At 71.5% G+C, this 26,953-nt stretch carries 28 protein-coding genes; 12 read left to right on the forward strand and 16 right to left on the reverse strand.

The features are described 5' to 3' along the window. Positions 1-24: 24 nt before the first annotated feature. The 5 genes from HUN59_RS14490 to glpX all read right to left on the reverse strand — a co-directional run bounded on the left by HUN59_RS14490 (position 25) and on the right by glpX (position 5,304). Positions 25-765 (reverse strand): hypothetical protein, encoded by a 741-nt coding sequence (locus tag HUN59_RS14490; protein ID WP_174778736.1) that lies wholly within the window; start codon positions 763-765, stop codon positions 25-27. A 98-nt stretch (positions 766-863) separates the two neighbouring features. Next, positions 864-1,622: a PoNe immunity protein domain-containing protein gene (locus HUN59_RS14495; protein ID WP_174778737.1), complete on the reverse strand. Its 759-nt coding sequence runs from the start codon at positions 1,620-1,622 to the stop codon at positions 864-866. 5 nt (positions 1,623-1,627) lie between these two features. Beyond that, positions 1,628-3,274 (reverse strand): putative T7SS-secreted protein, encoded by a 1,647-nt coding sequence (locus HUN59_RS14500; protein WP_174778738.1) that lies wholly within the window; start codon positions 3,272-3,274, stop codon positions 1,628-1,630. A gap of 61 nt (positions 3,275-3,335) precedes the next feature. Further along, positions 3,336-4,232, reverse strand: a complete 897-nt coding sequence (locus HUN59_RS14505) for a hypothetical protein (protein WP_174778739.1) — start codon at positions 4,230-4,232, stop codon at positions 3,336-3,338. Positions 4,233-4,314: 82 nt separating this feature from the next. Then, positions 4,315-5,304 carry a class II fructose-bisphosphatase gene (glpX, locus tag HUN59_RS14510; RefSeq protein WP_114848921.1) on the reverse strand — a complete coding sequence of 330 codons (990 nt, stop codon included), beginning with the start codon at positions 5,302-5,304 and terminating at the stop codon, positions 4,315-4,317. 121 nt (positions 5,305-5,425) lie between these two features. On the opposite strand from glpX, the gene fbaA reads away from it, so the two are divergent. Both fbaA and HUN59_RS14520 read left to right on the forward strand, forming a co-directional pair. Beyond that, positions 5,426-6,454, forward strand: a complete 1,029-nt coding sequence (gene fbaA / locus HUN59_RS14515; protein WP_144802520.1) for a class II fructose-bisphosphate aldolase — start codon at positions 5,426-5,428, stop codon at positions 6,452-6,454. Between the two features lie 104 nt (positions 6,455-6,558). Beyond that, positions 6,559-7,815 carry a M18 family aminopeptidase gene (locus tag HUN59_RS14520; RefSeq protein ID WP_174778740.1) on the forward strand — a complete coding sequence of 419 codons (1,257 nt, stop codon included), beginning with the start codon at positions 6,559-6,561 and terminating at the stop codon, positions 7,813-7,815. A 29-nt stretch (positions 7,816-7,844) separates the two neighbouring features. On the opposite strand, the gene HUN59_RS14525 is transcribed toward HUN59_RS14520, so the two are convergent. Both HUN59_RS14525 and HUN59_RS14530 read right to left on the reverse strand, forming a co-directional pair. Further along, the gene (locus HUN59_RS14525) at positions 7,845-8,513 is read right to left on the reverse strand and encodes a DUF6264 family protein (protein WP_174778741.1); all 669 of its coding nucleotides are present in this window, start codon (positions 8,511-8,513) and stop codon (positions 7,845-7,847) included. Continuing rightward, positions 8,510-9,574 carry a 4-hydroxy-3-methylbut-2-enyl diphosphate reductase gene (locus HUN59_RS14530; protein WP_254629899.1) on the reverse strand — a complete coding sequence of 355 codons (1,065 nt, stop codon included), beginning with the start codon at positions 9,572-9,574 and terminating at the stop codon, positions 8,510-8,512. The genes HUN59_RS14525 and HUN59_RS14530 overlap by 4 nt, the downstream gene beginning before the upstream one ends. A gap of 148 nt (positions 9,575-9,722) precedes the next feature. Between HUN59_RS14530 and xseA the strand changes: the two genes are divergently transcribed. From xseA to HUN59_RS14555, 5 genes are all read left to right on the forward strand, one after another. Beyond that, positions 9,723-10,964, forward strand: coding sequence for an exodeoxyribonuclease VII large subunit (xseA, locus tag HUN59_RS14535; RefSeq protein WP_144802529.1), 1,242 nt, complete (start codon positions 9,723-9,725; stop codon positions 10,962-10,964). 144 nt (positions 10,965-11,108) lie between these two features. Further along, the gene (locus HUN59_RS14540; protein WP_144802532.1) at positions 11,109-11,378 is read left to right on the forward strand and encodes an exodeoxyribonuclease VII small subunit; all 270 of its coding nucleotides are present in this window, start codon (positions 11,109-11,111) and stop codon (positions 11,376-11,378) included. Then, positions 11,375-12,013, forward strand: coding sequence for a DUF4245 domain-containing protein (locus tag HUN59_RS14545; protein WP_058741759.1), 639 nt, complete (start codon positions 11,375-11,377; stop codon positions 12,011-12,013). The genes HUN59_RS14540 and HUN59_RS14545 overlap by 4 nt, the downstream gene beginning before the upstream one ends. A gap of 37 nt (positions 12,014-12,050) precedes the next feature. Beyond that, positions 12,051-12,665, forward strand: coding sequence for a carbonic anhydrase (locus tag HUN59_RS14550; protein WP_141860512.1), 615 nt, complete (start codon positions 12,051-12,053; stop codon positions 12,663-12,665). 95 nt (positions 12,666-12,760) lie between these two features. Beyond that, positions 12,761-14,191, forward strand: a complete 1,431-nt coding sequence (locus HUN59_RS14555; RefSeq protein ID WP_441307018.1) for a class II fumarate hydratase — start codon at positions 12,761-12,763, stop codon at positions 14,189-14,191. A gap of 86 nt (positions 14,192-14,277) precedes the next feature. Here HUN59_RS14555 and HUN59_RS14560 read toward each other — a convergent pair whose 3' ends face one another. The 3 genes from HUN59_RS14560 to HUN59_RS14570 form a co-directional block, all read right to left on the reverse strand. After that, positions 14,278-15,639 (reverse strand): PhoH family protein, encoded by a 1,362-nt coding sequence (locus HUN59_RS14560; RefSeq protein ID WP_174778742.1) that lies wholly within the window; start codon positions 15,637-15,639, stop codon positions 14,278-14,280. A gap of 255 nt (positions 15,640-15,894) precedes the next feature. Beyond that, positions 15,895-17,004, reverse strand: a complete 1,110-nt coding sequence (locus HUN59_RS14565; RefSeq protein ID WP_141860510.1) for an aminotransferase class V-fold PLP-dependent enzyme — start codon at positions 17,002-17,004, stop codon at positions 15,895-15,897. A gap of 154 nt (positions 17,005-17,158) precedes the next feature. Further along, entirely contained in the window at positions 17,159-17,944 is a 786-nt protein-coding gene (locus HUN59_RS14570; RefSeq protein ID WP_114848914.1) for an isoprenyl transferase, read from the reverse strand. A gap of 69 nt (positions 17,945-18,013) precedes the next feature. Between HUN59_RS14570 and trhA the strand changes: the two genes are divergently transcribed. After that, the gene (trhA, locus tag HUN59_RS14575; protein WP_174778743.1) at positions 18,014-18,709 is read left to right on the forward strand and encodes a PAQR family membrane homeostasis protein TrhA; all 696 of its coding nucleotides are present in this window, start codon (positions 18,014-18,016) and stop codon (positions 18,707-18,709) included. Positions 18,710-18,785: 76 nt separating this feature from the next. On the opposite strand, the gene HUN59_RS14580 is transcribed toward trhA, so the two are convergent. Both HUN59_RS14580 and mca read right to left on the reverse strand, forming a co-directional pair. Beyond that, entirely contained in the window at positions 18,786-19,082 is a 297-nt protein-coding gene (locus tag HUN59_RS14580; RefSeq protein ID WP_058742781.1) for a hypothetical protein, read from the reverse strand. Next, positions 19,079-19,969 (reverse strand): mycothiol conjugate amidase Mca, encoded by an 891-nt coding sequence (gene mca, locus HUN59_RS14585; protein WP_174778744.1) that lies wholly within the window; start codon positions 19,967-19,969, stop codon positions 19,079-19,081. Before mca ends, HUN59_RS14580 begins: the two co-directional genes overlap by 4 nt. 44 nt (positions 19,970-20,013) lie before the next feature. Here mca and HUN59_RS14590 point away from each other — a divergent pair, with 44 nt between their 5' ends. Both HUN59_RS14590 and greA read left to right on the forward strand, forming a co-directional pair. Continuing rightward, positions 20,014-20,517, forward strand: a complete 504-nt coding sequence (locus HUN59_RS14590; protein WP_174778745.1) for a DUF4307 domain-containing protein — start codon at positions 20,014-20,016, stop codon at positions 20,515-20,517. A gap of 67 nt (positions 20,518-20,584) precedes the next feature. Next, the gene (greA, locus tag HUN59_RS14595; RefSeq protein ID WP_058742779.1) at positions 20,585-21,073 is read left to right on the forward strand and encodes a transcription elongation factor GreA; all 489 of its coding nucleotides are present in this window, start codon (positions 20,585-20,587) and stop codon (positions 21,071-21,073) included. Positions 21,074-21,185: 112 nt separating this feature from the next. Here greA and HUN59_RS14600 read toward each other — a convergent pair whose 3' ends face one another. The 3 genes from HUN59_RS14600 to HUN59_RS14610 form a co-directional block, all read right to left on the reverse strand. Next, positions 21,186-21,677 (reverse strand): hypothetical protein, encoded by a 492-nt coding sequence (locus HUN59_RS14600; RefSeq protein WP_174778746.1) that lies wholly within the window; start codon positions 21,675-21,677, stop codon positions 21,186-21,188. Positions 21,678-21,772: 95 nt separating this feature from the next. Then, positions 21,773-23,032, reverse strand: coding sequence for a threonine ammonia-lyase (gene ilvA, locus HUN59_RS14605; protein WP_174778747.1), 1,260 nt, complete (start codon positions 23,030-23,032; stop codon positions 21,773-21,775). 90 nt (positions 23,033-23,122) lie between these two features. After that, positions 23,123-24,361, reverse strand: a complete 1,239-nt coding sequence (locus HUN59_RS14610; protein WP_174778748.1) for an AI-2E family transporter — start codon at positions 24,359-24,361, stop codon at positions 23,123-23,125. Positions 24,362-24,454: 93 nt separating this feature from the next. Here HUN59_RS14610 and HUN59_RS14615 point away from each other — a divergent pair, with 93 nt between their 5' ends. Continuing rightward, complete coding sequence (locus HUN59_RS14615; protein WP_174778749.1) at positions 24,455-25,720, forward strand: winged helix-turn-helix domain-containing protein; 1,266 nt, start codon at positions 24,455-24,457, stop codon at positions 25,718-25,720. A 41-nt stretch (positions 25,721-25,761) separates the two neighbouring features. Here the strand turns inward: HUN59_RS14615 and HUN59_RS14620 are convergent, their stop codons facing one another. Continuing rightward, complete coding sequence (locus tag HUN59_RS14620) at positions 25,762-26,343, reverse strand: LemA family protein (RefSeq protein ID WP_174778750.1); 582 nt, start codon at positions 26,341-26,343, stop codon at positions 25,762-25,764. A gap of 242 nt (positions 26,344-26,585) precedes the next feature. Between HUN59_RS14620 and HUN59_RS19490 the strand changes: the two genes are divergently transcribed. Then, the coding region (locus HUN59_RS19490; RefSeq protein WP_217483562.1) for a hypothetical protein at positions 26,586-26,953 on the forward strand (368 nt) is incomplete at its 3' end.

The raw sequence follows: 26,953 nt of genomic DNA on the forward strand, positions 1-26,953 counted from the left end.
TCTGCACGACACGTCGTCGCAGAATCACCGGCGAGTCCTATCGTCCAACAAGTCGACCGGCACGACCGGCGATCGAACGGCAGCGGCGGCACGCTCGCCCTCAGCGTTCAGTGCAGCCAGCTCAAAGGCCCAGTACCCGAAGAAGCCCTGACCGTAGCTGTCTCCCGGAGCCACGCGCTCGAGGGACCCCATCCAGTCGGTTGCCTGCATCCGGAGGTGCCAGTCCGCGAGGTAGGTCGAGACGTGATCCGCTGCTGCCCCGGGGCGTTCGAGGACACGTAGCAGCGGCCGAGCGAATCGAGGTGTCGGTGGGACGGCAGCACCGGTCTCGAGGACTGGAGCGCAGTGCATCACCGCCAGTGCCGAGATGAGAGCTTCAGGTTCATGACCGCCAGCGTGCGACAGGACCAGCTGTGCGCTCTCCACCCGACCCGTTCCCATCGCGAGCCCGACCAGTCGGAGAACGCTGATCAGGTACTCGTTGCTCTTGGCGAAGCTCGGAGTAGCCGCGCCAGCCTCGGGCATGCATGCCGTCCACTCCGCATACGAGGACGCGACGTCAGCGACGACGGTGCCGACCTCGTCAAGCGTCCTGCCAGCCGAGTACTGCGCGCCGAGGTAGCGAAGCCCCTGATGCCACGATCCGCGCAGAGCACTTCGTCGATCGTGCGGACCTGTCGCCCGCCTGACCGCCTCGCGGCGACCTTCCCAGTTAGTGCGGGTGACGTCGAGCGCGCTCTGCCAGTAGCTGGTGTCGAACTGCACCGCGCGCGGCTGCAACGATTCGTGGGAACTTCCGCCACGCCTCATCCTCGCGAGTGAGAACCACTTCGCGGTGACGCTCCAGTCGAGCCCGAGGCCTTTCATCCGCGGTGACGCGCGTCGACGAGGTCGGCTGGGTAGAACGGGGACGACCGCAGGCTCGTGTCGTCGAAGCCTCGGGCCACCACGAGACCAGCCGCCTCCCACGCCCAGTACCCGAAGTACTTGGCAAACCGATCGCCCTGCACGGCCTGGAGCGCCGGCGCCCACCAGATGAACGAGATGTTCTTCTGCCACGCCTGCAGGTAACGGTCCAACGCCGCTACAGCACGATCCGGCTTCGCGGTCGACGCCGTCGCGAGGTTCTGGAACGGCCGCTTGTGCCAGACCGTGTCCCGCACCGGCTCGATCCCCAACAGCTGCGCGAGCACCGGATCCGCACCGCCACCGGCGTTCACGATGCCGACGAGGCGCTCCGTCAACGCCGGTCCGACCCCGACACACCGCGCCACCGACGACAACCACAACGCGTAGTAGTACGCCGACTTGTTGTCGAACGTGAGAGTCTCCAACGGAAAGCCGCCGTCCGGAACGGCCGCGTAGCGATTCCGGTTTTCCCACACGGTCACGACCGATTCAAGATCGTCCGCAAGCGCTGCCACCGAATATCCCGCGGAGTACCTAGCACCCAGCAGGAACAAGGTACTTTCCAAATTCGCTTTCGTCCGGACGATCCCTGCCCGCGTGTCATCCGGCCGGAAGACGTGGCTGAACGGCCGGAACTCCTCGATACTGCGCTCAAGGACTGCGATCGCATCGGCCCAGTACGCGGGGCTCACCCGATCATCACGTGGCGTCATGTCGATCAGCGTAGACGGGCCGCCGTGTTGAGCAGCTGCGGGAGACACGAGCCGTCGGGGCTGATCTTGACGACCGCACGCTCAAGAGTTCCATCCAGGAAGGCGTTCAAAACCGAGTTGCGGTGGCTGAATTCGGTGCCGACCTCAAGACGCGACCCTGCTTGCCCCGGCAGATCGCCCTCCAGCCAAGTGTCCGACATCTGCCGGCCGTGTTTCTTCGTAGTACCCAGGAGATCGACGCCGGACTTCCCCGCGTTGGAGGAGAACTTCGACTCCACGACGACGTAGTGGCCGGTGTCCGGGTGGTGGAACACGTGGTCGATGCCGTTCTTGAAGACGTGCTTCGGCACCGTGACGTCGACGTAGCCCTGCGCCTCGAACAGCGCCTTGGTCTGCGCCTCACCGAACGCGGCCTTGGCCTTGTTGGTGGCGAGACGAGAGATCGACCGGCCAGTGGGGTTCACCGCTTCGGTCATCCTCCGAACCGGCGGCAGCGCCTTCGCGGTGACGTTCGCGACACCAGCGAGCGGGCGCTGGACCCGCGTCAGGAGCGCGCGCGCAGTCCGCGTTCCCATGCTGAAGGCCCCGGAAGTGCGTCCGACGACCTCGACCCCCTTCATGCTGATCGAACCGACACGGGCGACCTGCGTCGCGATCCGAGTGCTCTTCAGCAGCGTGCCCACGGCGCCGCCGGCGGGGACGCAGTCGATGAGGGCGAAGGCGAGGTCCCACCCGTCGGCCCTGCCCTGGCTCATCTTGTACAACGTGTCCGCGAGGACCACGAGCGCGATCGCGGCGATGACCAGTGTCCAGGGGCCGGGGATGATCATCGCGATGATCCCACCGACCGCGACGACGACCTTCGCGACCGACACGATCGTCTCCCACGCCTCGGACCCGAAGACCTGATCCCAGAAGGACTGCTTCCCCAGGCCCGCGTCGGCGGCCTCACCGATCTTCGTCGCGGTACGCCGCTCCCCGTCCTCCCAGTCACCCTTCGCGTCGGCGACGAGTCGTTTCGCGGCGTCGATGCGGGACTGCGCCGCGGCGATGTCGCCCTGCGCACTCGAGACGGAACCCTGCGCGACGGCGGTGTTGTCCGACGCGGCCCGCACCTGCGCCGGCGTCGGCACCTCCACCCCGGCAGGCACCTCCGACCCGGCCGGGTACTGGTCGGCAACCTGCGACAGGCTCCGGGCCGCGGACTGGTAGTGCGACAAGGTCGACTGCGCGTCGCTCAACCGGCTCTGTGCGGCGGTGAGGTCCCCGGCGGCGTCCTTCGCGTCCGCGAGGGCACCATCAGCCCGGTACTGGGTGTCATCGACCACGTCCGCCCACCCCGACAACGCCGACGCAGCGAGCGCGTACGAGTCGACGAGCTTGGACAGGTCCGACGGGGTGTCCTGGATCGCGTCGACGAACACGTCGGCGGCTGCACCCTCCCAGTCGGTCAGCCACCCGGAGCCCTTCACCGAGTTCAGGCGAGTGGAGGCATCGGACGCGGCGTCGGAGATGCGCTGGTACTCCCGACCCATCATCCGGATCGTCGCCGGATCACCCTTGACCGGATCATCACCCTGATCGACGACATCCCACCCCGACGGCCGCGCCATCATTCCTCCCCAAGTCGTTCTGCTGGCTACGTTCTCCACAGAAGTACGGGTGTGACCATATCAGGGGACACGGAAACCACCAGGTCGTCGCCCCTCGGGGTCAGAGCGCTTCGCGGAGCGACGCGACGTCCGGGAAGCCGCGGAGTCGGTAGCGGGTCGGGCGGACGGCGAGCTCCTCGACGAGCTCGGGCACGAGCGCCTGCAGACGGCCGAACGGAACCGGCAGCGTCTGTCCGTCGAGGGTCACGAGCACGACGGTGTCCACGGCCGCGACGACGGTCTCGACGTCCTTGGTCCACGCGGAGTACGAGAACGCCGGGTCACCCTCGTCGAGCCGAGCGACCGACACCGGCGCGACGTGGACGTCCTCACCGGCGCGGTCGAGGACCGCCTGGAGTGCCTCCTGCTGCAGGTTCGCTGCCGTCGACGTCCAGAGTGCTCGGATGGTCCGGAGGTCCGCGTCGAGGTCGGCGTGCTCGAACGGCCGCCACCCCTCCGAACCGAGCACGACGGGTGGTCCGCTCAGGACGTCGCCGTCCTCGTCAGCGAGGATCTGCTGCGCCAGGCCGGCGGCGGTCTCGAGCCCGACCGGGTCGGTGTCGCCGGTCAGGATGAAGGTCGTCGGCCCGACCGGGAAGAGCACCGGCGCGCCGTCGAGGTCGATGCCCTGCAGGCTCGACGGAGCTGCCACCACGAGCACCGCCAGGTCCGGGTCCTGCACCACCACCGTCCCCGGCCGGACGACGGCGATCTCGCCTGCTGCCTGCTGCTGCGCGACCTCGACTGCGGCCTGCAGGACGTCGGCGTCCGTCCACCCCAGTTCCTGCAGCGCAGCCGCGCTGAGCACGGTCCCGCCGTCGTCCGCGAGGATCATGCCGAGGTCGGGTGCGACGGGAACGATGTGCGGCAAGCGCTCCGTCGTCCCCTCGACCTCCGCCCTGGTGCGGCGGATGCCCGCGGTGTCCAGTCCGACGATCCGTGCGGTGGCGATGCTCATGCTCCGACCCTACGCAACGAGGCGACGCCGACCCGCGGCGCCGCCTCGGCGTGGTCAGACCGAAGTGGTCAGACCGAACTGATCAGAACCACTTCTCCGCGCGGTGGTCCGCCTGGATCCGGCGGATGGTGTTCGAGCGGGACCGCAGCACGAGCGAGTCTGTGTGGATGACACCGCGCGAACGGCGGACGCCGTCGACGAGGACACCGTCGGTGACACCGGTCGCGACGAAGAACGTGTTGTCGCCCGTGACGAGGTCGTCCTGGTCGAGGACCTTGTCAAGGTCGTGCCCGGCGTCGATCGCCTTCTGCCGTTCCTCGTCGTCCTTGGGCTGGAGCTTGCCGAGGATCACACCGCCGAGCGCCTTGATCGCGCACGCCGTGATGATGCCCTCCGGGGTCCCGCCGACACCGACGCACATGTCGATCTTCGACCCGGGCAGCGCCGCCGAGATCCCGCCCGCGACGTCACCGTCGAGCAGCAGCCGGGTGCCGGCACCGGTCGCACGGATCGCGCGGATCAGCTCGTCGTGACGGGGCCGGTCGAGGACGGCGATCTGCATGTCCTCGATGTCCTTGTGCTTCGCCTTCGCGAGCGCGCGGATGTTCTCGCCGATCGGCTTCTCCAGGTCGAGGACCCCCCGACCCTCGGGTCCGGCGGCGATCTTGTCCATGTAGAACACGGCCGACGGGTCGTACATCGAGCCGCGGTCCGAGACGGCCATCACCGAGATCGCGTTCTGACGGCCGGCGGCGGTCAGCGAGGTGCCGTCGATCGGGTCGACCGCGATGTCGCAGGCCGGGCCGTGGCCGTTGCCGACGTGCTCGCCGTTGTAGAGCATCGGGGCGTTGTCCTTCTCGCCCTCACCGATGACGACCACGCCGTCGAAGTTCACGGTCCCCAGGAACTTGCGCATCGCGTCGACGGCGGCACCGTCCGCGAGGTTCTTCTCACCCCGACCCACCCACGGCTGCGCACGGATCGCGGCGGCCTCCGTCGCACGCACGAGCTCGAGCGCCAGGTTGCGGTCGGGCTGGAGGAACAGGGAACCGGTCTCAGTGCTGGGAGTCACGACCAGAGCCTACCCACCGCCCTCACAGGAGCCACACCGGGTGCACGGACGTGCACCCGTAACGCCTCCAGTCCGCCTGACTAGGCTCGGCGTGGACACCACCACGTCGAAGGAGATCGCAGTGCCCATCGCAACGCCGGAACAGTACGCCGAGATGCTCGAACGAGCGAAGGCCGGCAAGTTCGCCTACCCCGCGGTGAACGTGTCCTCCTCGCAGACGATCAACGCCGTCCTCCAGGGACTTCAGGAAGCCGGCTCGGACGGCATCCTCCAGGTGACGACGGGCGGCGCCGACTACTTCGCCGGCCACACCGTGAAGAACCGTGCTGCCGGCGCCCTCGCGATGGCGCGCTTCGCCCACGAGGTCGCGAAGAACTACGACATCACCGTCGCACTGCACACCGACCACTGCCCGAAGGACGCCCTCGACGGCTTCGTCCTGCCGCTCATCGCCGCGAGCGAGGAAGAGGTCCGCCAGGGCCGCAACCCGATCTTCCAGTCCCACATGTGGGACGGTTCCGCGGTGCCGCTCGACGAGAACATCGAGATCGCGAAGACCATGATCGAGAAGACGCGCAACATCAACGCGATCCTCGAGGTCGAGATCGGCGTCGTCGGCGGCGAGGAGGACGGCGTCCAGCACGAGGGCACCAACGACGCGCTCTACACGACCCCGAACGACGTCGAGAAGGTCGTCGACGCGCTCGGTCTCGGTGACCAGGGCCGCTGGATCGCGGCGCTCACCTTCGGCAACGTGCACGGCGTGTACAAGCCGGGCAACGTCAAGCTGCGTCCGGAGCTCCTCGGCGAGATCCAGCGTTCCGTCGCCGAGAAGCACGGCACCGGCGAGAACCCGCTCGACCTCGTCTTCCACGGCGGCTCCGGCTCGACCGACGACGAGATCCACGAGGCCGTCCGCAACGGCGTCATCAAGATGAACATCGACACGGACACGCAGTACGCGTTCACGCGCTCGATCGCCGACTCGATGTTCCGGAACTACGAGGGCGTGCTGAAGGTCGACGGCGAGGTCGGCAACAAGAAGCAGTACGACCCCCGCGCCTGGGGCAAGGTGGCCGAGACGGCCATGGCGGCCCGCGTCGGCGAGGCGGCGAAGGTCCTCGGCTCGGCCGGGCACACCAAGGGCTAGTCCACACCGGACGGGAGGCACGGGGCGCGTCCGACGGACGCGCCCCGTCCTGCGTCCGGTCACCACTGGGCGTCGTGCACCGCGGGCCGTGCCACGATGGTCGGGTGACCGCCGACGCCATCGCCTCCGAGTTCGCCCAGTACGTCACCGAGTCCCCCACCGCGTTCCACGCGGCAGCGGCGGCCCGCGACCGACTCGTCGCGGCGGGCTTCACCGAGCTGTCCGAGCTCGACGCGTGGCCGACCGAGGCCGGCGCCTACGTCGTCGTCCGTGACGGCGCACTCATCGCCTGGCGACTGCCGGAGGGCGCGACCGCGACGACCCCGTTCCGCATCCTCGGCGCGCACACCGACTCCCCCACGTTCCGCGTCAAGCCGAACCCCGCCGTGCGGACCCTCGGGTGGGAGCAGCTCAACGTCGAGGTCTACGGCGGAGCGCTCCTGTCGACGTGGTTCGACCGCGACCTGCAGATCGCCGGCCGGGTGGTCGACGCCGACGGCAGCGTGCGGCTCGTGTCCACCGGGCCCGTCGCGCGCATCCCGAACCTCGCGATCCACCTCGACCGCGGGGTGAACGACGGCAAGGAGATCGACCGGCAGCGCCACACGATCCCGATCGTCGGCGTGGGCGGCGACGACGGCGGCACGGACGTCACCGCGTGGCTGCGTGCCCGGGTGGGCGACGCGGTGTCGTGGGACCTCTTCCTGGCCGACACGCAGGCCCCGGCGCGGATCGGCATCGAGCGGGAGTTCCTGGCGTCCGGACGGATGGACAACCTGACGAGCGTGCACGCGGGACTCCGCGGGATCGTCGACGCCCCCGCGGACGGCGCGCACATCCCCGTGTTCGCCGCGTTCGACCACGAGGAGATCGGCTCCTCGACGCCGTCCGGTGCCGGTGGTCCGTTCCTCGAGGACGTGCTCGGACGCGTGCAGGAGGGCCTCGGCGCCTCGCGGTCCGAGGCTGCCCGGGCGTTCCGTGCCTCGTGGCTGCTGTCGAGCGACGCCGGGCACCTCGTGCACCCGAACCAGCCGGAGAAGCACGACCCGACGAACCGCCCGCGTCCCGGCGGCGGTCCGCTCCTGAAGATCAGCGCGAACCAGCGCTACATGACCGAGGCGAAGGGCGAGGCGGTCTGGGCTGCCGCGTGCGACACCGCCGGCGTGCCGTGGCAGCCGTTCGTCAACGTGAACACGATCCCGGGCGGCTCGACGATCGGCCCGATCGCGGCGACGCGGCTCGGCATCCCGACGATCGACATCGGCGTCGGCCTGCTGTCGATGCACTCGGTCCGTGAGCTCGTCCACGTCGACGACCTCGCGGCACTGCACGGCGCGGTCGCCGCCTTCCTGGCCGGGTAGGGCTCGTCGGGCGCACTCGTCGGGCGGGCTCAGCCGCCGGAGTGCTGCATCACGGCCTGCAGGAACCTGGGGTCCTGCAGCACGACCACGATGAACGCGGTGACGCTGATCGCCGTGGCGACGACCCCGCCGAGGAGCGGCACCCAGAAGGTCCGTCGACGTGCCCGGAGGCGACGGATCGACCACCACGTCACCAGCGCGAACACGACGACGCTGCCGATCGCACCGACCACGGCCGCGGTGGACAGGGCTGCTGGGTCCGCGAAGGTCGTGTACTGCTGCTCGAAGGTCTCGCGCACCGAGGACGCGACCTGCGTCACCGAGAGCGACTGCACGGTCGAGAACAGCCCGGTGACGAGCAGTCCGACCGTCAGCACGAAGTCGAGCGGGGACGCGCCGAACCGGCTGCGCGGTACCTGCTGGGCGGCCGCCGCGGACTTCGCCGTCGCGATCGGCTGCTCCTCGCGGCGCTCCTGGGCTCGACGCTCGTCCTCGCGGCGCTGGGCCTCCAGGACCGGGTTCACCCACCCCTCCGGGGCATACTCGCCGTACTCCGGTGCCGGACGGCCGTGGACCCGGCCGACCGCGGGACCGGCGGCCGACCCGGCGGAGGCGGGGCGTGCCTCCCGGCCGAGCGCCGTCTCGTCGACGTGACCCGGCTCGCGGGCCGGTGCCGCGGACCAATCCCCGCCGCTCACCGGCGACGCCCGCCGAGCGCACGCGTCGGGTTGCCCGACGCGTCGGTGCGGAGCTCCTTCGGGAGCGAGAACATGAGGTCCTCGTGCGCGGTGACGATCTCCTCGACGGTGCCGTAGCCGGCGTCCGCGAGCTGCTCGAGCACCTCGGCGACGAGTTCCTCGGGCACCGAGGCGCCGCTCGTCACGCCGACCGTGGCGACGCCGTCGAGCCACTCCTGGCGGATCTCCTCGGCGTAGTCGACCCGGTGTGCGGCCTTCGCGCCGTGCTCGAGCGCGACCTCGACCAACCGGACGCTGTTCGAGGAGTTCGCCGAGCCGACCACGATGACCAGGTCGGCGGCGGGGGCGACCTTCTTCACCGCGACCTGGCGGTTCTGGGTGGCGTAGCAGATGTCGTCCGACGGCGGGTTCTCGATGGACGGGAACTTCTCGCGGAGCCGGCGGACGGTCTCCATGGTCTCGTCGACGCTCAGCGTGGTCTGCGACAGCCAGACGAGGTTGTCCGGGTCCGGGACCTCGAGCGCGGCGACGTCCTCGGGGCCGTTCACCAGGATGGTGCGTTCGGGGGCGTGGCCCATCGTGCCCTCGACCTCCTCGTGCCCGGCGTGGCCGATGAGGATGATCGTGCGCTCGGCCTTCGCGAACCGGGTGGCCTCGCGGTGCACCTTCGTGACGAGCGGGCAGGTCGCGTCGATGGCGTGCAGGTCGCGTTCGGCGGCGCCGGCGACGACCGCCGGGGACACCCCGTGGGCGCTGAAGACGACGTGGGCGCCGTGCGGGACCTCGGCGACGTCGTCGACGAACACCGCGCCGCGCTGCTCGAGCGTCGAGACGACGTGGACGTTGTGGACGATCTGCTTGCGCACGTAGACGGGCTCGCCGTACTGCTCCAGGGCCTTCTCGACCGCGACCACCGCCCGGTCGACCCCGGCGCAGTAGCCGCGCGGGGCGGCGAGCAGGACCTTCTTGTCGCCCGGGACCGGCTCGTCCCGCAGGCGACCCCGCACTGCGTGCACGCGCGGCGGGGCGAGCGGGACCGTTCGGCCGTTGGTGATCGTCACGCCCCCGATGATAGGTGCGCGGGCGGCACGGGGCCTGGGACGGCGGGGTGCGCCGCCGGGCGGCGCCGGCCGTCGCGCGGCCCGGCGGCGTGGCCGGTCGGCGGTCGCTCGGCCCGGCGGTGTCGCCGGGATGCGGCAGCATGGGGGCATGGCGATCGAGCAGGGCCCACCGACGGCCGACAACCCGTGGCCCGTCGCGCTGCTCGGCGCGAAGATCCGCGACTGGATCGACCGGCTCGGCGTCGCCTGGGTCGAGGGCGAGATCACCCAGTGGAACGTCGCCGGCGGCAACGTCTACGGCAAGCTCAAGGACGTCGAGGTCGACGCGACCGTGTCCTTCTCGATCTGGTCGAGCGTGCGGTCCCGGGTGCCGGCAGACCTGAAGCAGGGCGCCCGGGTGGTCGCGGCCGTCAAGCCGAACTACTGGGTCAAGGGCGGCTCGCTGACGATGCAGGTCGTCGAGATGAAGCACGTCGGGCTCGGTGACCTGCTCGAGCGCCTCGAACGGCTGCGCCGGACCCTGGCGGCCGAGGGGCTGTTCGACCCCGCCCGCAAGAAGCGCCTGCCGTTCCTGCCGCACCGCATCGGCCTGATCACCGGTAAGGACTCCGACGCCGAGAAGGACGTCAAGCGGAACGCGCAGCTGCGGTGGCCGCAGGTGGAGTTCCGCACGCTGCACACCGCCGTGCAGGGCGAACGGGCGGTGGGCGAGGTCACGGCCGCGATCGTCGAGCTCGACGCCGACCCGACCGTCGACGTCATCATCGTGGCCCGCGGCGGCGGCGACTTCCAGAACCTGCTCGGCTTCAGCGACGAAGGGCTGGTCCGCACCGCGGCGGCCGCGTCGACGCCGATCGTCTCGGCGATCGGGCACGAGGCCGACCGACCGATCCTCGACGAGGTCGCTGACCTCCGCGCCTCGACCCCGACCGACGCGGCGAAGCGGGTCGTGCCCGACGTGGCCGAGGAGCTCGCCAACGTCCGGCAGGCCCGGGCACGCCTGGGCCTGCGGCTGTCGCACACCCTGTCGGTCGAGGCCGACCGGATCGCCGCGCTCCGCTCCCGCCCCGCCCTGGCGTCGACCGCGTGGCTCGTCGACACCCGGGCAGAGGAGGTGGCGCGCGATCTCTCCCGCGCCCGCGAGCTGCTCGACCGTCGGCTCGAGCGCTCGCACAGCGACGTCGGCCACCTGACCGGCCGGCTCCGCGCGCTCTCACCCCGCGACACGCTGCGCCGGGGCTACGCCATCGTGCAGACCGCGGACGGCGGGGTCGTCCGCGGCACCGACGACCTGTCCGGGCCGACGCCCGTGCACGTCACGCTCGGGGCGGGCACAGCGACCGGCACGCTCGAGCCGGAGGGACCGGGGCCGGACGGGTCCGGAGCCTGACGGGTCCGGGGCCGGATGGGTTCGGGGCCTGTCGCCGAGCCGGACGCGCCCGGCGCCGCGGGCCGCGGGATCCGACGCTGGACGGTTCTCCACCGGTCCGGCCGCCGGTACGCCGCGTCGGAGGGTGCTCGGTAGGATCGAGGGGTGTCGACCCAGCAGGAACCCGTGCCGTCCGACGTGCAGTCGCTGAGCTACGAAGCGGCGCGCGACGAACTCGTGCGCGTCGTCACGGAACTCGAGCAGGGGTCCGCGACGCTCGAGCGTTCGCTGGCACTGTGGGAGCGCGGGGAGTCCCTCGCCGCCCGGTGCGAGGAGTGGTTGGTCGGCGCCCGTGCCCGGCTCGACGCCGCCCGTGCGTCCACCGCCGGTTCGGAGTCGACCGGTGCGGGCGACCAGGACGGAGCGGACCGGTGACCGACGCCGACGGCCGTCCGATCGTCGCCGAGCTCGGCCGCCCCGAGACGGCCGAGGAGACCTGGGCGCGCAAGGACGCCGCACGCCGCACCCGTCGTGAGCACCAGACGGCGTTCAACCTCGTGCTCGCCCTCATCGCCTCACTCGGCATCGTGCTGTTCCTGGTGCTCGTCGTGGTCCGCCCCGACCAGACCGTGGACCGGACCGTCGACTACCAGCAGATCGCGTCGCAGGCGAACGTCCCCGGCGTGACGCTCGCGGCCCCGGACCTGCCGAAGGACTACAGCGCCAACCGCGCCGACTTCCAGGACAAGACCTCCGACGGGGTCAAGGTCTGGACGGTCGGCCTGATCACGCCCGACAAGCAGTACATCGGCCTGCAGCAGGGCATCGACGCGAACGCCTCGTGGGTCGCGAACCAGCTCGACCAGAAGCCGTCCACCGGTGACCGCACCATCGCGGGCACGAAGTGGACCGTGTACGACCGGCGAGCCGAGGGCAAGGACGCGGGCAACCACGCGTACTCGCTGGTCGGTACCTTCGACCGGAACACCATCGTCCTGTCCGGCACCGCCGACGACGCGTCCTTCACGACCGTCGCCACGGCCGTGTCGAAGCAGTTCGCGCAGCAGTAATCCACCCGACGCAGCCCACCCGACCCCGAGGAAGCCCATGCCCGACCGCGCCGCCGCCACCCCGTCCGAGGCCCTCCGCCTGCTCGTCGAGGGCAACGCCCGCTTCGCCGCCGACAAGCGCCGCACCGGCCGGATCGACCCGGACCGCCGCGGCGAGCTCACCGGCTCGCAGGCACCGTTCGCCACCGTCCTCGGGTGCTCCGACTCGCGCGTGCCGTTCGAGCACGTCTTCGACGCCGGCATCGGCGACCTGTTCGCGATCCGGAACGCCGGGCAGATCGTCGACGACGTCGTCCTCGGCTCGATCGAGTTCGCGGTCGTGGCGCTCGGCACGCCGCTCGTCGTCGTGCTCCGCCACACCCGCTGCGGAGCGGTCGCCGCCGCCCGCTCCGGTGAGCCGGTGCCCGCACCGCACCTGCAGGCCCTCGTCGACGCCATCGCGCCGAGTGTCGAGCAGGTCCGCACCACCGACGCCGACCTGCCGCAGGAAGCCGTCGGCGCCGCCCACCTCGAGGCCACGCTCCGCCAGGTGATCGAGCGCTCCGGCGCCGTCTCGGACGCGATCGCCGAGGGACGGCTCGCGGTCGTCGGCGCGACCTACGACCTGGGGACCGGCGAGGTCTCCATCGACACCGTCGTCGGACAGGCCTGACCGGCCCCGACGACGCAGGCCCCGACACCGACGGGACCGTACGACCGCGTCGACGCGACCGCGCCGGCGAGCACGACAGGAAGGACCACGACGACGTGACCGACACCACCGCGACCACCGCCCCGGACAGCATCCCCGAGGGCGACTACCGCATCGAGCACGACACCATGGGCGAGGTCCGGGTGCCGGCGTCGGCGCTCTACCGCGCCCAGACCCAGCGTGCCGTCGAGAACTTCCCGATCTCCGGTGCCGGCCTCGAGTCGGCGCAGATCGTCGCGCTCGCCCGGATCAAGCGTGCCGCCGCGGTCGTCAACGGCGAGCTCGGCATCGTCGACGCGGCCGTCTCGGACGCGATCGCGCAGGCCGCGGACGCGATCATCGGCGGGGAGCACCACGACCAGTTCCCGGTCGACGTGTACCAGACCGGCAGCGGCACCTCGTCGAACATGAACATGAACGAGGTCCTCGCGACGCTCGCCACCCGGATCGCCGGGTCGGACGTGCACCCGAACGACCACGTCAACGCATCGCAGTCCTCGAACGACGTGTTCCCGACCTCCGTGCACGTCGCCGTGACCGAGGCGCTCATCCGCACCCTCGTCCCGGCGCTCGAGCACCTCGCCGAGTCCCTCGAGGCCAAGGCGACGCTCTGGGCCGACGCCGTGAAGTCCGGCCGCACGCACCTGATGGACGCGACGCCGGTCACCCTCGGCCAGGAGTTCGGCGGCTACGCGCGCCAGGTCCGGCTCGGGATCGAGCGGGTGCAGGCGACGCTCCCCCGCGTCGCCGAGGTCCCGCTCGGCGGCACCGCGGTCGGCACGGGCATCAACACCCCGAAGGGCTTCCCGCAGCGCGTCATCGCGCAGCTGGCGTCCGACACCGGGCTGCCGATCACCGAGGCGCTCGACCACTTCGAGGCGCAGGGCGCCCGTGACGCCCTGGTCGAGGCGTCCGGCGCGCTCAAGGTCATCGCGGTCAGCCTGACGAAGATCAACAACGACCTGCGCTGGATGGGCTCCGGCCCGAACACCGGCCTGGGCGAGCTGCACATCCCCGACCTGCAGCCGGGGTCGTCGATCATGCCCGGCAAGGTCAACCCGGTCATCCCCGAGGCCACGCTCATGGTCGCCGCGCGCGTGATCGGCAACGACGCCACCATCGCGTGGGCCGGGGCCTCCGGAGCGTTCGAGCTGAACGTGGCGATCCCGGTGATGGGCACCGCGCTGCTCGAGTCGATCCGCCTGCTCGCGAACAGCTCGCGGGTCCTCGCCGACAAGACCATCGACGGGCTCCAGGCGAACCTCGAGCGCGCGCGGGCCTTCGCCGAGTCGTCGCCGTCGATCGTGACGCCGCTCAACCGGGTCATCGGCTACGAGGCCGCCGCGAAGGTCGCGAAGTACGCCGTCGCCGAGGGCATCACCGTGCGTGAGGCCGTCGTGGCCCTCGGCCACGTCGAGCGGGGCGAGGTCACCGAGGAGCAGCTCGACAGCGCCCTGGACGTGCTGTCGATGACGCACCCGAACTGACGGGCGCACCCACCGACGGACGGGAGGCACGGTGCCAGCTGGCACCGTGCCTCCCGTCCGTCCCGGGGTGGCGTCCACCCCGCGCGCTACACCAGGTCCGGCGAGTCGAGCAGGTCCGTCACGAGCGCCGCGATCGCCGAGCGCTCGGAGCGCGTCAGCGTGACGTGCGCGAACAGCGGGTGCCCCTTCAGCCGCTCGATGACCGACGCGACCCCGTCGTGCCGCCCGACCCGCAGGTTGTCCCGCTGCGCCACGTCGTGCGTCAGCACGACCCGCGAGTTCTGCCCGATGCGCGAGAGCATGGTGAGCAGGACGTTGCGCTCGAGGGACTGTGCCTCGTCGACGATCACGAACGCGTCGTGCAGGGAGCGCCCGCGGATGTGGGTCAGCGGGAGCACCTCGAGCATGCCGCGCTCGACGACCTCGTCCAGGACGTTGTCGGAGACCAGCGCGCCGAGGGTGTCGAACACCGCCTGCGCCCACGGATTCATCTTCTCGTTGGCGTCGCCCGGCAGGAACCCGAGCTCCTGGCCACCCACCGCGTAGAGCGGCCGGAACACCATGATCTTCTTGTGCTGCTGCCGTTCGAGGACGGCCTCGAGCCCGGCGCAGAGCGCGAGCGCCGACTTGCCCGTGCCGGCCGACCCGCCGAGCGAGACGATGCCGATCTCCGGGTCGAGCAGGGCGTCGATCGCGAGCCGCTGCTCCGCCGAGCGCCCGCGGAGCCCGAAGACCTCGCGGTCCCCGCGCACCAGGGCGACGGACCCGGCGGTGTGCACGCGGCCGAGGGCGGACCCGCGCTCCGAGTGGATGACGACCCCGGTGTTGACCGGGACGCCGGCGAGCTGCGACGACGGGATCTCCTCGCGCTCGTACAGGTCGGCCATCTGCTCGCCGGACACCTGCAGGTCGGTGATGCCGGTGTAGCCCGAGTCGACGGCGAGCTCGGCGCGGTACTCCTCGGCCGCCATGCCGATCGACGACGCCTTGACCCGGAGCGGCAGGTCCTTCGACACGACGACGACGTCGAGTCCGTCGTTCGCCAGGTTCATCGCGACCGCGAGGATCCGGGAGTCGTTGTCGCCGAGCTGCAGGCCCGAGGGCAGCACCGACTGGTTGGAGTGGTTCAGCTCGACCCGGAACGACCCGCCGTCGGCGAGGGCGATCGGGAAGTCGAGTCGTTCGTGTTCGATGCGCAGTTCGTCGAGGAGCCGGAGGGCCTGCCGCGCGAAGTACCCGATCTCCGGGTCGTTCCGCTTGGCCTCCAGTTCGCTGACGACGACGACGGGCAGGACGACCGCGTGCTCGGCGAAGCGGAACAACGCCCGCGGATCGCTGAGGAGCACCGAGGTGTCGAGCACGAACGTGCGCTGGGCGACCGAGGTGGACGAGTCCGCGGTGTGGTGCTGCTGAGTTCCGCGAGAGACGTTCTGAGAGGTCACGACCACTCCATCCCCGGGCCGCGCGCGGCCCGGTCACTGTCCTCGACGCGGCCGTGGAGCGGGTCCCGAAGCACCGACTGTGGCCGCTTCGATCGGGCGCGGTGCCCGATGGGGCCAAGCTACGTCCGCCCTCCGACAGCGGCATCCCGACACGCTGTTCGGCAGGTTACGGTCACGTGAACGGGACAGTTCCGGCCTGGAGGCTCGTGGCGACGCCGCCGCGCGGCTCGCGTCCGTCCGCGCGCACCTGCGCGACCGGCGTCACTGCATGGTCGCGTAGGACAGGCAGGCGTCGCGGAACATGTCGAGCGTCTCGTCCGTCGTGGACGCGAACACCGACACCCGGGCGACCCCGAGCCGCGTCGTGGCGGTGACCCCGTGGTTGTGGAAGGCGGCGGACAGCGCCGTGAGACGGCCCTGCGGCGGCCGGAGCACGACGATCCCGGCGCGCTCGCGCGGGTCGCGGCTCGACTCGACGGACAGCCCGAACTCGTCGGCGATGTCGAAGACCCGCTCGACCCGCTCAGCGACCTGCTCCTGCACCGCGGCCACGCCGACGGACACGAGCCGTTCGAGCGCGACGGCCGTGCGGGCCTGGGCGACCGGATCGGTCCTGGTCATCTGGAACCCGGCGGCCCCGGGCTTCACCGAGGGCACCTCGGTCGGCCAACCGGTGGTGCCCTGCGGGCCGGACAGCGCCGGGCGCAGGCGGTTCAGGGCGCGGTCGCTGAAGGCCGTGAAGCCCGTGCCCCAGCCGGCGTGCAGCCACTTCTGCCCGCCGGTCGCGACGACGTCCGCGAGCTCGTACGGGGCGTCCACGACGCCGAAGCCCTGGATCGCGTCGACGATCAGGAGCCGGTCGCCGATGACCTCGCGGATCGCGGCGAGGTCGGCGAGGTACCCGGTCTGCCAGTCCACGAGGGACACGGCGACCGCGGTGACGTCGTCCGAGAGCCGCGACGCGATGAGCGACGGCGTCATCCACCCGGCGCCGGACTCGACGACGACGGGCTGCACGCGGCCGCCCGTGGCCGAGGCGGCGCTCGCGAGGGCGAGGGGCAGCGACGGGTACTCGTCCGCGGCGACGAGCACGCCTCCGGTCAGGCCGAACGCGGTGTGCAGCAGCCCCGGGGTCGTTGCGGTCTGGGAGACGACCTGGTCCTCACGCCGGCCGACCAGCCGCGCGGCGACCGTCCGGACACGGGCGTCCTGCTCGTCGAGCGTCTCCATGGCGCCGAAGCGCATGTGCTCCTGGATCGTCCCGAGCACGCGCTGCTCCTCGAGCACCGCGGTCTGCACGGGACCGAACGCGGCGTGGTCGAGGTAGCCGGGCTCCTCGGCGAAGCCGGCGGCGTACTCGGTGGTGTTCACAGGGGCAACCTTCCGTGGGTGGAGAACCCTGTGAGTGTACTGGGATGCCCGGGCGCGGGCGAACGCAGGCCGCCTGACGCACCGGAGGACGCGGCGCGAGCCGTCAGCCAGTGAACGCGGCACGGGCCGTCCGCGGGACGGCTCCGGCGCGCCCTCAGCCGCCGAAGCGTCGGGACCGCAGGCCGAAGTCGCGGACGGCGCGCAGGAAGTCCACCTCGCGCAGGTCCGGGTAGAAGGCCTCGACGAAGTAGAACTCGCTGTGCGCGCTCTGCCACAGCATGAAGTCGGAGAGCCGCTGCTCGCCCGACGTCCGGATCACGAGGTCCGGGTCCGGCTGCCCCTGCGTGTACAGGTGGTCGCCGATGAGCTCCGGGGTCAGCACCTCGGCCAGGGTGTCGAGCGTGCCGCCGCCCTCGCCGTGCGCCCGCACGATGCTCCGCATGGCGTCGGCGATCTCGCGGCGGCCGCCGTAGCCGACCGCCAGGTTGACGTGCAGGCCGGTGTGCTCCGCGGTCTTCGCCTCGGCGGTCTCGAGCGCGTCGACGAGCGCCGTGGGCAGCCCCTCGTTCGCCCCGACGTGCTGGACGCGCCAGTCGCGGTGGTCGGCGAGCGTGCCGGCCAGGTCGGCGATGATGCCGATGAGCTGCTCGAGTTCCTCGCCGCCGCGGCCGGTCAGGTTGTCCGACGACAGCAGGTACAGCGTCACGACCTCGATGCCGAGGTCGTCGCACCAGTCCAGGAACTCGGGGATCTTCGCCGCGCCGGCCCGGTGTCCGTGCGCCGCGGACTCGAGTCCGAGCTGCTTCGCCCAGCGGCGGTTCCCGTCGACGATCATGGCGACGTGCTTCGGCATCGCCTGTCCGTCGATCTGGCGGCGGATACGACGCTGGTAGGCGCGGTAGAGGATCCCGCGCCCGGCCCACTGCACCCTGCCGCTCACGGCACGACTGTAGTGCACCGATCCTCAGATGTTCGGCTGCCGTTCGGGCAGTGGCCCTACTGTCGCCCCATGCAGGACGAGACCGCGACCCTCCCCCACGTCCCGTTCACCGAGGAAGCCGTCGCCGAGCCGCCCCGTCCGGCCTGGCGCGGGTGGATCCACCTCGGCACGTTCCCCTTCGCCGTAGCGATGGGCGTCGTGCTCATCACGCTCGCCGACAGTGCGGCCGCCAAGGCCGGCAGCGCCGTCTTCATGGCGTCGTCCCTGCTGCTGTTCGGCGTCTCCGCGACGTACCACCGGTTCCCGTGGGGGCCGACGGTCAAGAAGGTCCTCAAGCGGATCGACCACACGAACATCCTGCTGCTCATCGCCGGCACGTACACGCCGATCGCGATCTGCGCCCTGCCGCACACGCTGATGGTCGTCGTGCTCTGGGTGATGTGGTCCGGGGCCGCGCTGGGCATCGCGTTCCGCGTCCTGTGGATCGGTGCACCGCGCTGGCTGTACGTGCCGATCTACCTCGTGCTCGGGTGCGCCGCGCTCGGGCTGCTGCCGCAGTTCTTCGCCGCGAGCGTCCCGATGACGGTCCTGGTGCTCTCCGGCGGGCTCGCCTACATCATCGGCGCGCTCGTGTACGGCTTCAAGCGTCCCGACCCCGCCCCGACGGTGTTCGGGTTCCACGAGGTCTTCCACGCCCTGACGGTCGTGGCCTTCGCCGCCCAGTGGGTGGGTGTGCTCATCGTGGCGCTGCACCCGGTGCGCTGACCGTCCCGGGGCGCGTCACGAACGGGAGGCGCGTGGCGGTCCCGCCACGCGCCTCCCGTCCCTCCGGTGGTGCCGTCTACCCGCGTTCGGTGTCGTCGCCGACGTCGGTGCGGCCGTCCTCCGCCGCGCGCCGCTCCGGCTCGTCCGTCGCGGTGTCGGCGTCGCCCTGCTCCAGGCGCTCCCGGATCTCGGCGCGGTAGCGCGTCCGCCGGATGCGACGGGTCATGTCGACCACGAGCAGGATCGTCACGACGGCGACGACCGCGATGGCGATGAAGCCCGCGACGCCCGGGGTGACGTCGACGTCCGGGACGGTCGTCGGGCTCGGGCTGGGGTTCGTGGCGGCGATGATCGTCGCCGTGATGGTGCTCACGCGGTGGTGTCCTCGTCCTCGGGGATCCCCGCGAACAGGTCGGACTCCGGCAGGTCGGTGGGCACGCGTGCCTCGACGAGCTGGTAGTCCTCGGTGGGCCACACCGACGCGAGGAGGTCGTTCGGCCAGGAGAAGAAGGCACTGTCCGGCGGCACCTGGCTCGCGTGCGCACGGAGCGCGGCGTCGCGGGCGTCGAAGTGGTCGCGGACGTCGACGTGCGACGTGGACAGGTCCGGTCGGTCCGCAAAGCGCTCGACCCACTCGCCGAGCTGCTCGAGCGCCGGGTCCTCCGGGTTCCGCTCGCGCATGGCGTCGTAGATCGTCCGGAAGCGCCGCGGGTTCATCGTCCGCTCGTAGTACAGCTTCGACACCGCCCACGCCGGGCCGGCCGCCGAGTACTTCGTCGGGTCCGCGGCGTCGCGCCAGGCGGCGACCGAGACCTCGTGCGTGCGGATGTGGTCCGGGTGCGGGTAGCCGCCGTTCTCGTCGTAGGTGACGAGCACGTGCGGGCGGAACCGACGGACCACGCGGACGAGCGTCTCGGTCGAGTACTCGAGCGGGACGGTCGAGAACGTGCCGGGACGGACCGTCTCGCCCTGCTCGGCGTCGGGCAGCCCGGAGTCGTGGTACCCGAGCCAGACGTGCTCGATGCCGAGCGCGGCCTGTGCGGCGGCCATCTCGGTGCGGCGGTACCCGGCCATGTCGCGGTGCGCGCGGCTCGTCGCGGGTTCGCCGAGCTGGTCGTTGAGGATGTCCCCGGCCTCGCCACCCGTGCACGAGACGACCATGACCTGGTGTCCCTCGGCGACGTACTTCGCCGCGGTGGCCGCTCCCTTGCTCGACTCGTCGTCGGGGTGGGCGTGGACGGCCAGCAGGCGGAACGGCACGGGGGTCCCTTCGGAGACGAGTGGGATTCGGGCGGTGCACAGCGGTGCGTGGCCTACCCTGGGACCAGGATAATCACCCCAGGAGCCCCGAACTGTCCGAACCGCTTCCCCCCGTCGCCCCCGACGCCACCCGCACCGCTCCGGCCGGCGCCACCGCGGCGACCCTGGACGACCGCTACGGGCGCACCGCGGGCAACCGGAAGCGCTCCCGACTGATCGCGATCGTGGCCGCCGCCGCCGTCGTCGTGGTGTTCGCCGCCTGGGTGATCTGGGCCGGGCTCGACCAGAGCTCGCACGGGCTCGACAGCACGGACGTCGGCTACCAGGTCGTCTCCGACCACGAGACCGTCGTGCACTCCCAGGTGTCCGTCGACCCCGGGACCAAGGCGAAGTGCGCCGTGCAGGCCCTCGACAAGTCGTACTCGATCGTCGGGTGGAAGGTCGTCACCCTGCCTCCGTCGAGCGAACGCACCCGCAGCATCAGGACGCCTGTGAACACCACGACGCGCGGCGTGACCGGCTTGATCCACGACTGCTGGGTTCCCTAGACTCGTCTGATTCGCGAGCGAGACCGGCCACACCGGCCGGTCTCGTTCTCTGTCGAAGGGAACCCACATGAGCAACGACCCCCAGGTCACCTGGCTGACCCAGGAGGCGCACGACCGTCTGACGGCCGAGCTCGAGCAGCTCTCCGGCCCCGCCCGCAAGGAGATCGCGGACCGCATCGAGGCGGCACGTGAAGAGGGCGACCTCAAGGAGAACGGCGGCTACCACGCCGCGAAGGACGAGCAGGGCAAGATCGAGGCGCGCATCCGCCAGCTCACCGAGCTCCTCAAGCACGCCACGGTCGGCGAAGCGGACTTCGACGGCACCGTCGAACCCGGCACGGTCGTCACCGCGGTGATCGCCGGTGACGAGTCGACGTTCCTCGTCGGCAACCGCGAGATCGTCGCGGACGGCTCGGACCTCACCGTCTACAGCCCGGTCAGCCCGGTCGGCGCGGCCATCGTGGGCATGCGTGCCGGCGACGAGACCACGTACACGGCGCCCAACGGCAAGGAGATCGCCGTCACGGTCACCAAGGTCGAGCGCTACGAGCCGTAGCCCCGAGCGGTCCCGCACCGAGCGGGACGTGACGAACCACAGAACCGACGTCGAACCGGGCACCCGCCCTGGTTCCACGTCGGTTCTCTGGTTCGACGGGCATCGCCGGGCGTCAGAGCGTCGCGACCTCGCGGTGCGTCAGCGCTCGGGCGCACGGGAAGCACACCAGGTCCCCCACCGCGACGTCCCCGGGCAGCACCGCGTCCCGACCGGCCGTCCCCGTCGGGTTCGTCGTCACGGTGACCGCCGCGGCCGGGGCCACCGAGCGGCGGCCGATCAGGCGGGCCTCGGTGAGCACGGCGCAGTCGGGCAGCACCGCGTCGAGCTCGACGAGCAGCACGCCCCAGGGCCGTCGGACCCGGGTGACCGCGGCCACGGCGACGCAGACGTCCCGCGGCACCCAGTCGCGCGGGCGGTACCGCGGCGGTGCCTGCTCCGCGGTGTGCACGCAGGGTGTCCCCGCGACCGCCGCGAGCCGCTGCATGGACACCGCACGCACCCGGACGTCGTCGGTCGTCGCCTCGGTGCTCGCCGGCCAGAGCGCCGGGTCGAGGGGATCGGGGAGCGAGGCGCGGAGCGAGGGGAGGATCGACGTGAGGGTCATGACGGCAGCATCACGCGCCTCCAGGCCGTCCGCCCCGTCGCAGACGGAACCCTGACGGCCACGCGCGCGGTCCGTGCGGACCGCTGACGGGTTCTCTAGTGCTCGAGGAGCTCGGGGCGGAACCCGACCTCGTGCAGGCGTTTGATGACCTCCTGCGCGTGCTCGGGGCCGCGGGCCTCGATCGACAGGTCGAGCGCGACCTCGTTGATGACGAGGCCCTGGCCGTGCCGGGTGTGCAGCACCTCGACGACGTTCGCGCCGGCCTCGGAGATGACCTGCGCGACACGGGCGAGCTGTCCCGGACGGTCCGGCAGCATGATCCGGATGCCGATGTACCGCGACGCCGCGACGAGCCCGCGGGTGATCACGCGCTCCATCATGAGCGGGTCGATGTTGCCGCCGCTCAGCAGCACGACCGTGCGGCCGGTGTCCTTGACCGCGCCGGACATGATCGCCGCGACGCCGACCGCACCCGCTGCCTCGACGACGAGCTTCGCCCGCTCGAGCAGCACGAGCAGCGCCCGCGCGGTGTCGTCGTCGGAGACCGTGACGATCTCGTCGACGTGGTCGCGGATGATCGGGAAGTTGAGGTCACCCGGGCGGGCCACGGCGATGCCGTCGGCGATCGTCGGCGTGGTCGCGACCGTCACCGGCTCCCCCGCGCGGATCGACGACGGGTACGCGGCGGCGTTCTCGGCCTGCACGCCGATGACCTTGATCTCGCGGCCGAGCCGCTCCGCCGTGCCCTTCACGGCCAGGGCGATGCCGGCGATCACGCCGCCGCCGCCGATCGGCACGACCACGGTGTCGACGTCCGGCACCTGGTCGATGATCTCGAGGCCGAGGGTGCCCTGGCCCGCGATCACGGCGGGGTGGTCGAACGGCGGGATGAACACGGCGCCGGTCCGGGCGGCGAAGTCCTTCGCGGCGACGAGCGCCTCCTCGACGGAGTGTCCGCGGAGGACGACCTCGGCGCCGTAGTGCCGGGTCGCCTGCAGCTTCGGCAGGGCGACGCCGACCGGCGTGAAGATGGTCGCGGGGATGCCGAGCTCCCGGGCGGCGAGGGCGACCCCCTGCGCGTGGTTGCCGGCGCTGGCGGCGACGACACCCGCTGCACGCTGCTCCGGGCTGAGCGTGGAGAGACGGTTGTACGCGCCACGGACCTTGTACGCGCCGGTGCGCTGCAGGTTCTCGCACTTCAGGTGCACCGGCGAGCCGAGCAGCTCGGCGAGGAACTGCGACGTCTCCATCGGCGTGACGCGTGCGACCCCGGCGATGGTCTCCCGCGCGGCCTCGATGTCCGCGAGCGTCGGGTACGCGGCGGTCTGCGGTCGGGGCGTGGTGGTGTCGGTCACGGGACCATCATCGTCGCTCCCGGGCCGCACGGCGAACTCGTGACGAGCGGCCTGTGGAGGCGCTCAGCCCGCGGTGCCGCCGCGAGGCGGTCAGCCCGCGGTGCCCTTCGCGGCGGTCGGCTGCTCGTCGCTGCCGGGAGCGGGCACGCCGTCGGGGTGCCGCTTCCGCCAGCGACGCTTCCGCTTCGCCTCGACGCTCGCGTGGTGGTCGCGCTGCTTCGCCTCGAGCACGTGGTCCGAGTCGAGGCCCTTCCACCGCCCGCTCGCGATCGTCGTCACCATGGAGTTGACGGTCGCGATGAGCGGCACCGCGAAGAACGCCCCGGCGATGCCCGCGAGACCGGACGCCGCCGTCACACCGAGCACGACGGCCAGCGGGTGCACCTTGACCGCGCTGCCCATCACGAGCGGCTGCAGGATGTGCCCCTCGACCTGCTGCACCACGAGGATCACGCCGAGCATGATCACCGCGGCGACCCAGCCGTTGAAGATGAGCGCGATGAAGACGGCGAGGAAGCCGGTGACGATCGCACCGACGACCGGGATGAACGCGCCGAGGAACACGAACACCGCGATCGGGATGACGAGCGGCAGCTGCAGGGCGGCCGCACCGATGCCGATGCCGACGGCGTCGACGAACGCCACGAAGATCTGCACGCGGATGAAGCTCGTCAGGGTGGTCCACCCCGCGACCCCGGCGCCGTCGATGGCCGCACGGGCCTTCTTCGGGAAGAGCCGGACGGTCCAGCGCCAGACGTTCTTGCCGTCGATCAGCAGGAAGATCACGGTGAAGATCACGACGAAGAGCCCGGCGAGCAGGTGCGTCAGCGACGACCCAGCACTCGCGACGCCCGACAGGATCGACCCCGAGTTGCTCGAGAGCCAGTCCGTGGCCTGGCTGAGGTACTTGTTGAGGTCGCCCTGGCTGATCCCGAGTCCGGAGTTGGTGACGAACTCGCGGATGGTATCGTACTGCGACAGCGTCCGGTCGCGCAGGGACGGGTAGGACGCGGCGATCTGGTCGACGACGAGCCAGATCAGACCAGCGACCGCCGCGAGGCCGCCCACCAGGCTGACCACGACCGCGATCCACTTCGGGACGTGGTGCCGCTGCATCCAGTTCGACAGCGGCACGAGGAGCGCCGCGACGACGATGCCGATGAGGAACGGGATGAGCACCTCGCTGAACAGCGTGACGAGGTAGATGACCACCGCGACGACCCCGAGCACGACGAGCACGCGCCACGACCAGGCACCGGCGATCCGCATGCCGGTGGGCACCGAGTCCTCGACGACGGGATCGGGATGCGTCTTCTTGCCCAAGGACATGCCCGTGAGTGTACCGACGCGGCACATCGGACGTTCCAGATGCGGCATACGCGTCAGGCGGCCGTGTCGGCGCGGCTCGGTAGCGTCGTCCCCATGGTCAGGACGACGCTCTCCGCCGCCGAGGCACGACGGGTCGCGCTCGCGGCGCAGGGCTTCGGCGCCGCCCCCGCCGACAGCGTGCCGACCCGGACGCTCACGGCCGGGTTCGCACGGCTCGGGCTGCTGCAGATCGACTCCGTGAACGTGTTCGAGCGGAGCCACTACCTGCCGCTGTTCGCCCGGCTCGGGTCGTACGACCGGGCCACGCTGGACCGCCTGACGATGACCCGGCGCGGACCGTACGCCGAGTACTGGGCCCACGAGGCGGCGTTCGTCGCCCGGACCGACCTGCCGCTGTTCCGCTGGCGCATGGACGCGTTCCGGGAGCGCGACGCCCGGCCGAACCGGATCGAGGGCGTCGAGCGGACCGCCGGTGTCCGACGCGAGCTGCTCGCCCTGCTCCGGGCCGAGGGGCCGATGCCCGCGAGCGCCGTCGAGCACGAGGCGAACGTCCGCCGAGGCCCGTGGTGGGGGTGGAGCGACGTGAAGACCGGGCTCGAGCAGCTGTTCCGCTGGGGCGAGGTCGTGAGCGCCGGACGGTCCGGCTTCGAACGCGTCTACGCGCTGCCCGAGCAGGTCCTGGCACCCGGGGCCCTCGAGACCGCCCCCGACCGGACCTCCGCCGTCACCGAGCTCGTGCGGCGCGCGGGCCGTGCGCTCGGCGTCGCGACGCGCGCGGACCTCGCCGACTACTTCCGGCTGCGCTCGGACGACACCGCCGCGGCCGTGGCCGAGCTCGTCGAACGCGGCGAGCTCGTCCCGGTGACGGTCGAGGGCTGGAAGGAGCGGGCCTGGCTGCACGCCGACGGCCGGGTGCCCCGACGCCTGACCGCGGACGCCGTGCTGAGCCCCTTCGACCCGGTCGTGTGGTTCCGTCGCCGCGCCGAGCGGATGTACGGCTTCCACTACCGGATCGAGATCTACACGCCGGCGCCGAAGCGGGTGTTCGGCTACTACGTGCTGCCGGTGCTGCAGGACGACCGCCTGACCGGACGGATCGACCTGAAGAGCGACCGGCGACGCGGGGTGCTCCGGGTCCGGACGGCGTGGCAGGAGCCCGGGGAGCACCTGGACGCCGAGCGGCTCGCGGAGACCCTGCGGCGGACCGCGGCGTGGCAGGGACTCGACGGCGTCGAGGTCACCGACCGCGGCACCGCTGCGGCAGCCGTGGCCGGGGCGCTCGGCGTGCCGCTCGTGCCGCACGTCGCAGCGGACGACGCCGACGCTCCCGAGTCGACGCCGACGGACGACGCGGCCTGACGGTCACCGGTCGCGCTGCGGGGCGACCGGGACCGACCCGGTCAGAACTGGACGCGCGGGGGTTCGGCGATGGCCGAGGGCTCGGCGGTCTCGAAGAACGACGCCTCCTGCACGCCCTTGCTCTTCGCGAACGTCGACGTGGGGAAGTGCTTGATCTTGGTGTTCAGCTCGCGGACGCCGCCGTTGTACGAGCGTCGCGCGGCCTGGATGCGGTCCTCGGTCTCGACGAGCTCGGACTGCAGCTGCAGGAACGCCTGGCTCGACTGGAGCTGCGGGTAGCCCTCGGCGACGGAGAACACGCTCTTCAGGGCCTTCTGCATGTGGCCCTCGGCCACCGAGGCGCTCGGGGCGTCCGCGGCACTGAGCGTCTCCGCCCGGGCCTTCGTGACGTCCGCGAAGACGGCCTTCTCGTGCGTGGCGTAGCCCTGGACGGTCTCGACGATCGTGGGGATGAGGTCCGCGCGACGCTGCAGGTGGGTGGCGACGTCGTTCCACGAGGCGTCGACCCGTCCCGTGAGGGACATGAGCGACCGGTAGCTCGACCAGAGGGCGATCCCGACCACGACGAGCAGGACCACCACCACGGCGACGACGATGAGCGTCGTGACGAGTCCGGTGTCCATCGGGCGTACTCCTTTGCGCGTCGGGTACCGCGCGGCGTGCCGCGGGCGGTGCGTGGCCGTGCGAGGGCCGCCCACGATCCTACCGAGGCGCTCGCGGGAGGACCGACCGCGGCCACGGTTCACGGGTGATTCCCGAGTGGCGTCCACCGGGCGTCCGGGCGCCGTGCGAGCTCGTGCACCGTCGGACACATCATCCGTGCGGCGGATTGACCACGGCGCGCGGATCACGTCTGATGGAGGCGGTGAACACGCTCGGGGACAACGTGGACGAGACGGCCGTCGGGGGCGACGGCCGCGTCCGACGACCCCGCACGCGGCGGCTCGTCGGCACCGTCGCCGCCCTGTCCGCGGCGGCGACGCTCGCCCTGTCCGGCGCGCTCGTGCTGGGCACCCCGGCCGAGGCGACGGCTGCCACCACCTCCACGACCGCGACCACCACGTCCACCTCCACGTCCACGACCAGCACCGCGACGCCCAACGGAGCCACGCCGGACGCCGCCACACCCGCAGCCACCACCACCACCGAGACCGACGGCACAGCCGACACGACGGCCGCAGCAGCCGCCACACCCGCGCAGCGCACCACCACCCCCGCCCCCACGGGCACCCC

This window comes from Curtobacterium sp. Csp2, from assembly GCF_013347165.1.

Coding starts and splice junctions, on each gene's coding strand:
- HUN59_RS14610 (WP_174778748.1), bottom strand. CDS start 24,361: ATGTCCTTGGGCAAGAAGACGCATCCCGATCCCGTCGTCGAGGACTCG.
- HUN59_RS14550 (WP_141860512.1), top strand. CDS start 12,051: ATGCCCGACCGCGCCGCCGCCACCCCGTCCGAGGCCCTCCGCCTGCTC.
- HUN59_RS14620 (WP_174778750.1), bottom strand. CDS start 26,343: ATGGACACCGGACTCGTCACGACGCTCATCGTCGTCGCCGTGGTGGTG.
- HUN59_RS14615 (WP_174778749.1), top strand. CDS start 24,455: ATGGTCAGGACGACGCTCTCCGCCGCCGAGGCACGACGGGTCGCGCTC.
- trhA (WP_174778743.1), top strand. CDS start 18,014: ATGCAGGACGAGACCGCGACCCTCCCCCACGTCCCGTTCACCGAGGAA.
- greA (WP_058742779.1), top strand. CDS start 20,585: ATGAGCAACGACCCCCAGGTCACCTGGCTGACCCAGGAGGCGCACGAC.
- HUN59_RS14505 (WP_174778739.1), bottom strand. CDS start 4,232: ATGAGCATCGCCACCGCACGGATCGTCGGACTGGACACCGCGGGCATC.
- HUN59_RS14495 (WP_174778737.1), bottom strand. CDS start 1,622: ATGACGCCACGTGATGATCGGGTGAGCCCCGCGTACTGGGCCGATGCG.
- xseA (WP_144802529.1), top strand. CDS start 9,723: ATGGCGATCGAGCAGGGCCCACCGACGGCCGACAACCCGTGGCCCGTC.
- HUN59_RS14600 (WP_174778746.1), bottom strand. CDS start 21,677: ATGACCCTCACGTCGATCCTCCCCTCGCTCCGCGCCTCGCTCCCCGAT.